This window comes from Citrobacter sp. JUb117, assembly GCF_024809055.1.
GTDB classification, from domain to species: Bacteria; Pseudomonadota; Gammaproteobacteria; order Enterobacterales; family Enterobacteriaceae; genus Citrobacter; species Citrobacter gillenii.
In genome coordinates this window covers 114,411-121,983 of sequence record NZ_JANUFB010000011.1, presented here as the reverse complement: position 1 = coordinate 121,983, position 7,573 = coordinate 114,411, and the positions used below count along the sequence as shown (strand labels likewise).

At 49.7% G+C, this 7,573-nt stretch carries 8 protein-coding genes; 5 read left to right on the top strand and 3 right to left on the bottom strand.

All coding sequences use genetic code 11. The annotated features are described in order from the left end of the window. Window positions 1–209: 209 nt before the first annotated feature. Both mobB and mobA read right to left on the bottom strand, forming a co-directional pair. The gene (gene mobB / locus M2374_RS20680; RefSeq protein WP_096758894.1) at window positions 210–713 is read right to left on the bottom strand and encodes a molybdopterin-guanine dinucleotide biosynthesis protein MobB; all 504 of its coding nucleotides are present in this window, start codon (window positions 711–713) and stop codon (window positions 210–212) included. Next, a complete protein-coding gene (mobA, locus tag M2374_RS20675) occupies window positions 710–1,294 on the bottom strand; it encodes a molybdenum cofactor guanylyltransferase MobA (RefSeq protein ID WP_135912788.1) in 585 nt (194 codons plus the stop codon). Before mobA ends, mobB begins: the two co-directional genes overlap by 4 nt. Window positions 1,295–1,363: 69 nt before the next feature. Between mobA and M2374_RS20670 the strand changes: the two genes are divergently transcribed. From M2374_RS20670 to dsbA, 3 genes are all read left to right on the top strand, one after another. Further along, window positions 1,364–1,633 carry a YihD family protein gene (locus M2374_RS20670; RefSeq protein ID WP_042325406.1) on the top strand — a complete coding sequence of 90 codons (270 nt, stop codon included), beginning with the start codon at window positions 1,364–1,366 and terminating at the stop codon, window positions 1,631–1,633. A 76-nt stretch (window positions 1,634–1,709) separates the two neighbouring features. Beyond that, entirely contained in the window at window positions 1,710–2,696 is a 987-nt protein-coding gene (locus M2374_RS20665) for a serine/threonine protein kinase (RefSeq protein ID WP_135912787.1), read from the top strand. 16 nt (window positions 2,697–2,712) lie between these two features. Continuing rightward, a complete protein-coding gene (gene dsbA / locus M2374_RS20660; protein WP_096758891.1) occupies window positions 2,713–3,336 on the top strand; it encodes a thiol:disulfide interchange protein DsbA in 624 nt (207 codons plus the stop codon). 13 nt (window positions 3,337–3,349) lie between these two features. On the opposite strand, the gene M2374_RS20655 is transcribed toward dsbA, so the two are convergent. Next, window positions 3,350–4,204 carry an acyltransferase gene (locus tag M2374_RS20655; RefSeq protein ID WP_249418278.1) on the bottom strand — a complete coding sequence of 285 codons (855 nt, stop codon included), beginning with the start codon at window positions 4,202–4,204 and terminating at the stop codon, window positions 3,350–3,352. On the opposite strand from M2374_RS20655, the gene M2374_RS20650 reads away from it, so the two are divergent. Together M2374_RS20650 and polA are read left to right on the top strand one after the other, a co-directional pair. Beyond that, window positions 4,098–4,400: a hypothetical protein gene (locus tag M2374_RS20650; protein WP_223240315.1), complete on the top strand. Its 303-nt coding sequence runs from the start codon at window positions 4,098–4,100 to the stop codon at window positions 4,398–4,400. The two genes, M2374_RS20655 and M2374_RS20650, sit on opposite strands and share 107 nt — an antisense overlap. A gap of 248 nt (window positions 4,401–4,648) precedes the next feature. Continuing rightward, a complete protein-coding gene (polA, locus tag M2374_RS20645) occupies window positions 4,649–7,435 on the top strand; it encodes a DNA polymerase I (RefSeq protein WP_181517688.1) in 2,787 nt (928 codons plus the stop codon). Window positions 7,436–7,573 lie beyond the last annotated feature (138 nt).

Below are 7,573 nucleotides of genomic sequence, written 5' to 3'. Positions count from 1 at the left end.
CAGAAGTGAAACGCCGTAGCGCCGATGGTAGTGTGGGGTCTCCCCATGCGAGAGTAGGGAACTGCCAGGCATCAAACAAGTGAAGAAGCCCATCCTGACGGATGGGCTTTTTTGCGTCTGTGTTTTTGGGAAGTGCTTGCTCGCTGCCGGAATGGTAGGCGCTGATAAGCGCAAAGTCATCAGGCACAATTTTGCAGATTACCGGTTGGTTAACGTCCCAGCCACTGTGTAACAAACCCTGCAATTTGTTGTACGTCGTTGATATCTAAAAGTGGGACATCCACTTCGAGTGGAACATCACTGGCAACCGCAACAACATACTCATCAATCGTTAATTCTTGTGCACTATGCCCGCAATTTTCACGAAAAAGCAGGATCTTGGCGACAGGTTCGTGTTTAAAACCCTCAACCAGTACCAAATCCAGTGTTGTAGCATCCATTCGGCTCACCAGATAGGCTAAATCTAACTCAGGTTCTGCCGGTGTTTCCGTCATTAACGCCCAGCGTTGTTGGCTGGCAACCAGTGTTTGCGCTGCGCCAGCTTTACGTAACTCATAGCTATCCTTGCCGGGTTTATCGACGTCCATGTTGTGGTGGGTATGCTTAATTAATCCTGGACGAATGCCTTTGGCGCACAGTTCCGGGATCAGTTTTTTGAGCAGTGTGGTTTTTCCTGTGCCGCTCCATGCGGCAATACCGAGCAATGGGATCATGATTTATCCTGCCATCTGGCCAATTCTTCAGGTGTGTTCACATTCACAAACGCATCTTTATGATCGCTAAAATCGATGGCGTGTCCGCCGGCCTGGCGCATAAAGACCATCACCCGTCGTTCACCTGCCTGAAGATACTCCTGCAGTAACGGCTGCATTGCTCTGTGCATCAGTGCAATTGTCGGGTGATCCCGCTCCCCATCATGTACCCACACCACTGGCGCATTTTGGCGCTGTTCTGCCAGTCTTGCGACCAGGTTGTGGGGAATATAGGGCATATCGCAGGGGCAGAATAAAAACCAGTCACCTGCCAGTTGTAAAAATACCGACAGCATTCCGGCCAGCGGGCCAGGGAAATCAGGTAATGAATCAGGGATAACTTTCAGACCACTTTGCTGATAAATATCCTGATGGCGATTGGCATTAACCACGACGGTCTCGACCTGTAAGGCGAGCGCATCTGCGACGTGCCGCCACAAAGGTTTGCCGTCTAGCTCAAGCAGTCCTTTATCTGCACCCCCCATCCGCCTGGCCTTACCGCCCGCCAGGACAACCCCTGTAATTGCACTATCCAGAATCACTGATATCGCCTCTTTTAATGTGGGATTGACCCTGCTAACGTATCTGTATTAAGCGTAAGGAGCACAACCATGAAATGTAAACGTCTGAATGAAGTTATTGAACTCCTCCAGCCAGCCTGGCAGAAAGAACCCGATCTTAACCTGATGCAATTTTTACAGAAACTGGCGAAAGAGTCAGGTTTTGACGGAGAACTGGCGGATTTAACTGATGACATTCTGATCTATCACCTGAAAATGCGTGACTCAGCGAAGGATGCGGTGATCCCAGGTATTCAGAAAGATTATGAAGAAGACTTTAAAACCGCATTGCTGCGCGCTCGTGGCGTAATTAAAGAGTAAAAGCTTGTAATCGCCGCCACCGAAAGTGCTGCGAAATGATATCCTGAATCATTCGTAGTAATTTCCGGATGATGGGATGAATAACAACGCTTTTACTTTCCAAACGCTACACCCGGATACCATCATGGATGCGCTGTTTGAGCAGGGGATCCGGGTGGATTCCGGGCTTACCCCGCTCAACAGCTATGAAAACCGTGTCTACCAATTCCAGGACGAAGACCGTCGACGCTTTGTCGTAAAGTTTTACCGCCCTGAGCGTTGGTCCGTCGATCAAATACAGGAAGAACATCAGTTTGCACTGGAACTGGTGCGTGATGACGTGCCGGTTGCGGCGCCGATGGTGTTTGATGGCCAGACGTTACTGGGGCATCAAGGGTTCCACTATGCGATATTCCCCAGCGTAGGAGGTCGGCAGTTTGAAGCCGACAATATCGATCAAATGGAGTCGGTTGGCCGCTATCTCGGACGTCTGCATCAAACCGGGCGAAAACAGCCTTTTGCTTTTCGACCGACCATTGGCCTCGACGAGTATCTGATTGAACCGCGTAAACTTTTCGACAGTGCACCGATTATTCCATCAGGGCAAAAAGCGGCATTTCTGAAAGCAACGGATGCGCTTATCACCGTGGTTACCGAACGGTGGCATACGCGTTTTGATACTCTGCGCCTGCACGGTGACTGTCATGCCGGAAATATTCTGTGGCGCGATGGTCCGATGTTTGTCGATTTAGATGATGCCCGCAATGGCCCGGCCATTCAGGATTTATGGATGCTGCTTAATGGTGATAAAGCCGAGCAGCGCATGCAGCTTGAAACCATTATCGAAGCTTATGAAGAGTTTACTGAGTTCGACGTCGCTGAATTAGGACTCATAGAACCTTTACGCGCCATGCGTTTAGTTTATTATCTAGCCTGGCTGATTCGACGTTGGGATGATCCTGCGTTTCCAAAAAACTTCCCGTGGTTAACCGGAGAAGATTACTGGCACCGTCAGACGGCGACCTTTATTGAGCAGGCAAAAATTCTGCAACAACCCCCCTTACAATTAACGCCAATGTATTAATCGGAGAGACATGGACATGAAAAAAATATGGCTGGCGCTGGCTGGTATGGTTTTAGCTTTTAGCGCATCGGCAGCGCAGTTCCAGGATGGTAAGCAGTACATCACACTGGAAAAGCCTATTGCGGGTGAACCGCAGGTGTTGGAGTTCTTCTCCTTCTACTGCCCGCATTGCTACCAGTTTGAAGAAGTGCTTCACGTGTCTGATAACGTGAAGAAAAAACTGCCTGAAGGCACCAAGATGACCAAATACCACGTTGAGTTTTTGGGACCTCTGGGCAAAGATCTGACTCAGGCGTGGGCGGTTGCGCTGGCGCTGGGCGTAGAAGATAAGGTCACAGTACCGTTGTTTGAAGCGGTGCAGAAAACTCAGACCGTCCAGTCTACCGCTGATATCCGTAAAGTATTTGTTGATGCGGGTATTAAAGGTGAAGACTATGATGCGGCATGGAACAGCTTCGTGGTGAAATCACTGGTCGCTCAGCAGGAAAAAGCGGCTGCCGATCTGCAACTGCAGGGGGTTCCGGCGATGTTTGTGAATGGCAAATATCAGGTGAATCCGCAAGGCATGGATACCAGCAGCATGGATATCTTTGTACAGCAGTATGCCGATACCGTGAAATATCTGGTAGGCCAGAAGTAAACGCGAAAGCCGGTCAGAGACCGGCTTTTTTAGTTGAGGCTTTAATCGCATCTATTTGCGCATCTTTCTCGCCCCAGAGCGTATTCAGCCACAGCTGGAACCGACGCTTAAACCCTTTATCGTTGACGTAATCGCCGTGTAATTCCTCTTTCACCGGCTCCAGATTCACCCGTACTACAATGCGCGTTAACTTACCGCTCAGCATGTCGTAGAAAGGATGGCTGCTGTTTTGCGGATAACACAGCGTGACGTTCAGCAACTTATCGAATTGCGATCCTAAGACATTCAGCGCCATCGCAATACCGGCAGCCTTAGGTGGCAGCAGGTTTTTATAGGGAGATCGGGTCTGCTGGCATTTCTCGTGGGTGAACCGTGAGCCTTCGACAAAATTCACGATCGTTGTTGGATGCACACGAAACTTCTCACAAGAAAGACGTGTTGTTTCCACATCTTTACCACGTCGTTCAGGGTGACGGAGCAAATAACCGCGCGAATAGCGTTTCATAAATGGCATATCCAGCGCCCAACATGCCAGACCAATAAAAGGCACCCAGGCTAACTGCTGCTTAAGAAAGTATTTATTCATCGGGATATGCTTACGAAACAAAACGCAAAGCACAACGATGTCGGCCCAGCTGTAGTGATTACAGATGAGCAGATACCAATTCTTCTTGCTCAGACCTTCCAGCCCCTCAACATCCCACTTCAGTCGTGGATTAAGGTGTAGCAATAGCGCCAGACCTTCACACCAGCAGTACATCATGAAATTACAAAAGAGGGATACCTTGCGCCAGACGAAAGGAATAGGCAAAAGCAGTTTTACAACTCCGGCCAGGATGATTGGCACGGAACATAAAATCGTGACCAATATGGTCAATGCGATACTCAGCAGCAGCGTTATCGCGGCGAGTATTCTCGCCATAATTAAATTATTCAAAAGGTTAGCCATAAATAGTGCGCTAAAAGGGCGCAAGGGGCTAATTTTATCAGAAAACGAACCAAATGATGGATCTTCGCTGAATAGAAAAAAAGGGAATATCTATCCACATCCAGCTATAAGCTGAAAAGATGATATAAAATTCTGCGTCATGAAATAACATAATGAAAAATATGCAGAATTATTATGATTCATAAATTATCTTGCTGTATTTAAAGGGCTGAAAATTATTTATTCACAAACTTATCCACAGATCACATTGCGAACAACACAGAAGATCTACAAAAGTTTTTCGACAAATGCGGCGAAAAACTCATGTTTTCATCCTGTCTGTGGCATCCTTTACCCATAATCTGATAAACAGGCATGGACATTATGGTTCAGATCCCAGAAAACCCACTTATCCTTGTAGATGGCTCATCTTACCTGTATCGCGCATACCATGCGTTCCCACCGCTGACCAACAGCGCAGGAGAGCCTACGGGCGCGATGTACGGTGTCCTCAACATGCTGCGTAGCTTGATTTTGCAATATAAGCCGACGCATGCGGCGGTGGTATTCGACGCCAAGGGTAAAACCTTCCGTGATGAATTATTCGAGCACTACAAATCGCATCGTCCGCCGATGCCAGACGATCTACGCGCGCAGATTGAACCGCTGCACGCGATGGTAAAAGCCATGGGGTTACCCCTGCTGGCTGTTTCAGGCGTAGAAGCGGACGACGTTATCGGTACGCTGGCGCGTGAAGCAGAGCAAATTGGCCGTCCGGTGCTGATCAGTACCGGTGATAAAGACATGGCTCAGCTGGTGACGCCGAATATCACCCTCATCAACACCATGACCAATACGATCCTCGGCCCGGATGAGGTGGTAAATAAGTATGGCGTGCCGCCGGAACTGATTATCGACTTCCTGGCGCTGATGGGCGACTCTTCTGATAACATTCCTGGCGTGCCGGGCGTGGGTGAAAAGACGGCTCAGGCGTTACTCCAGGGGCTGGGCGGGCTGGATACGCTCTATGCTGAATCAGAAAAAATAGCGGGCCTGACGTTTCGTGGCGCAAAAACCATGGCTGGCAAGCTCGAGCAGAATAAAGAGGTGGCTTACCTCTCTTATAAGCTGGCAACCATCAAAACGGATGTCGAGCTGGAATTAACCTGCGAGCAGCTGGAAGTACGACAACCTGCAGCGGACGAGCTGTTAAATCTGTTCAAACAATATGAGTTCAAACGTTGGGTCACCGACGTTGAAGCCGGGAAATGGCTGCAGGCAAAAGGTACAAAACCTGCGGCAAAACCACAGGAAACCATCGTTATTGATGAAACGCCTGAGGAGCCCGCCACGGTTCTCTCATACGATAACTATGTGACGATTCTGGACGAGACGACGCTGGAAGCGTGGATTGCGAAGCTGAAAAAAGCGCCGGTCTTTGCTTTTGATACCGAAACCGACAGCCTGGACAATATCTCCGCGAATCTGGTGGGGCTCTCTTTCGCTATTGAACCGGGTGTGGCTGCGTATGTTCCTGTCGCGCATGACTACCTGGATGCCCCTGACCAAATTTCCCGTGATCGGGCGCTGACGCTGCTGAAGCCGCTACTGGAAGACGAAAAAGCGCATAAAGTTGGGCAAAACCTGAAGTATGACCGTGGCGTCCTGGCGAACTACGGTATCGAGCTGCGCGGTATCGTCTTTGATACCATGCTCGAATCCTACATTCTTAACAGCGTTGCCGGGCGACACGATATGGACAGCCTGTCTGACCGCTGGCTGAAACATAAAACGATCACCTTCGAAGAGATCGCCGGGAAAGGTAAAAACCAACTGACCTTTAACCAGATTGCGCTGGAAGAGGCTGGTCGTTATGCCGCGGAGGACGCCGACGTCACGCTACAGCTGCATCTGAAAATGTGGCCAGAGCTGCAAAAACATAAAGGACCGCTAAACGTCTTCGAGAATATCGATATGCCGTTGGTCCCGGTCCTGTCCCGCATCGAGCGCAACGGTGTAAAAATCGACCCTGCCGTGTTGCACAAGCATTCAGCAGAGCTGACGCTGCGTTTGAACGAGCTGGAGCAAAAAGCGCACGAGATTGCCGGGGAAGCCTTTAACCTCTCTTCCACTAAACAGCTGCAAACCATTCTGTTTGAAAAGCAGGGCATCAAGCCGCTGAAGAAAACGCCGGGCGGCGCGCCGTCAACGTCAGAAGAGGTGCTGGAAGAGTTAGCGCTGGATTATCCGCTGCCGAAGGTGATTCTGGAATATCGTGGGCTGGCAAAATTGAAGTCTACTTATACAGATAAACTTCCGCTGATGATCAACCCTAAAACTGGCCGTGTGCATACCTCTTATCATCAGGCAGTTACGGCGACCGGGCGTTTGTCTTCTACCGATCCTAACCTGCAAAATATTCCGGTGCGTAATGAGGAAGGACGCCGTATTCGCCAGGCATTTATTGCACCAGAAGATTATGTCATTGTCTCGGCGGACTACTCGCAGATTGAGCTACGCATTATGGCGCACCTCTCGCGTGATAAGGGGCTGCTTACCGCCTTTGCCGAAGGAAAGGACATTCACCGCGCCACGGCTGCAGAGGTCTTTGGCTTACCTCTTGATTCCGTGACCAGTGAACAGCGCCGCAGCGCGAAGGCCATCAACTTTGGTCTGATCTACGGCATGAGTGCCTTCGGTCTTGCACGCCAGCTCAATATTCCACGCAAAGAAGCGCAGAAGTATATGGATCTCTATTTCGAACGCTATCCGGGCGTACTGGAATATATGGAACGCACGCGTGCGCAGGCAAAAGAGCAAGGGTACGTTGAAACGCTGGAAGGACGTCGCCTCTATTTACCGGATATCAAATCCAGTAATGGTGCGCGTCGTGCAGGTGCGGAACGTGCGGCGATTAACGCCCCGATGCAAGGCACCGCTGCGGACATTATTAAGCGCGCTATGATTGCCGTAGACGACTGGCTGCAAACCGAACAGCCTCGCGTACGTATGATCATGCAGGTACATGATGAACTGGTGTTTGAAGTGCACAAAGATGATCTCGATAGCGTCTCGAAAAAAATCCATCAGCTGATGGAGAACGGAACGCGAATTGATGTGCCGTTGCTGGTGGAAGTCGGAAGCGGTGAAAACTGGGATCAAGCGCACTAAGGGTTTGCTGAATAACACGCTCTTTTCGTAACTAAGCAACATAAGTTAGCGCTTTTTGTGATGACCATTAAAATTTCCTATGCCGGGAGTGAAAAAAAATTACAAAAAGTGCTTTCTGCGCTGCTCAAAAAAGAGTAA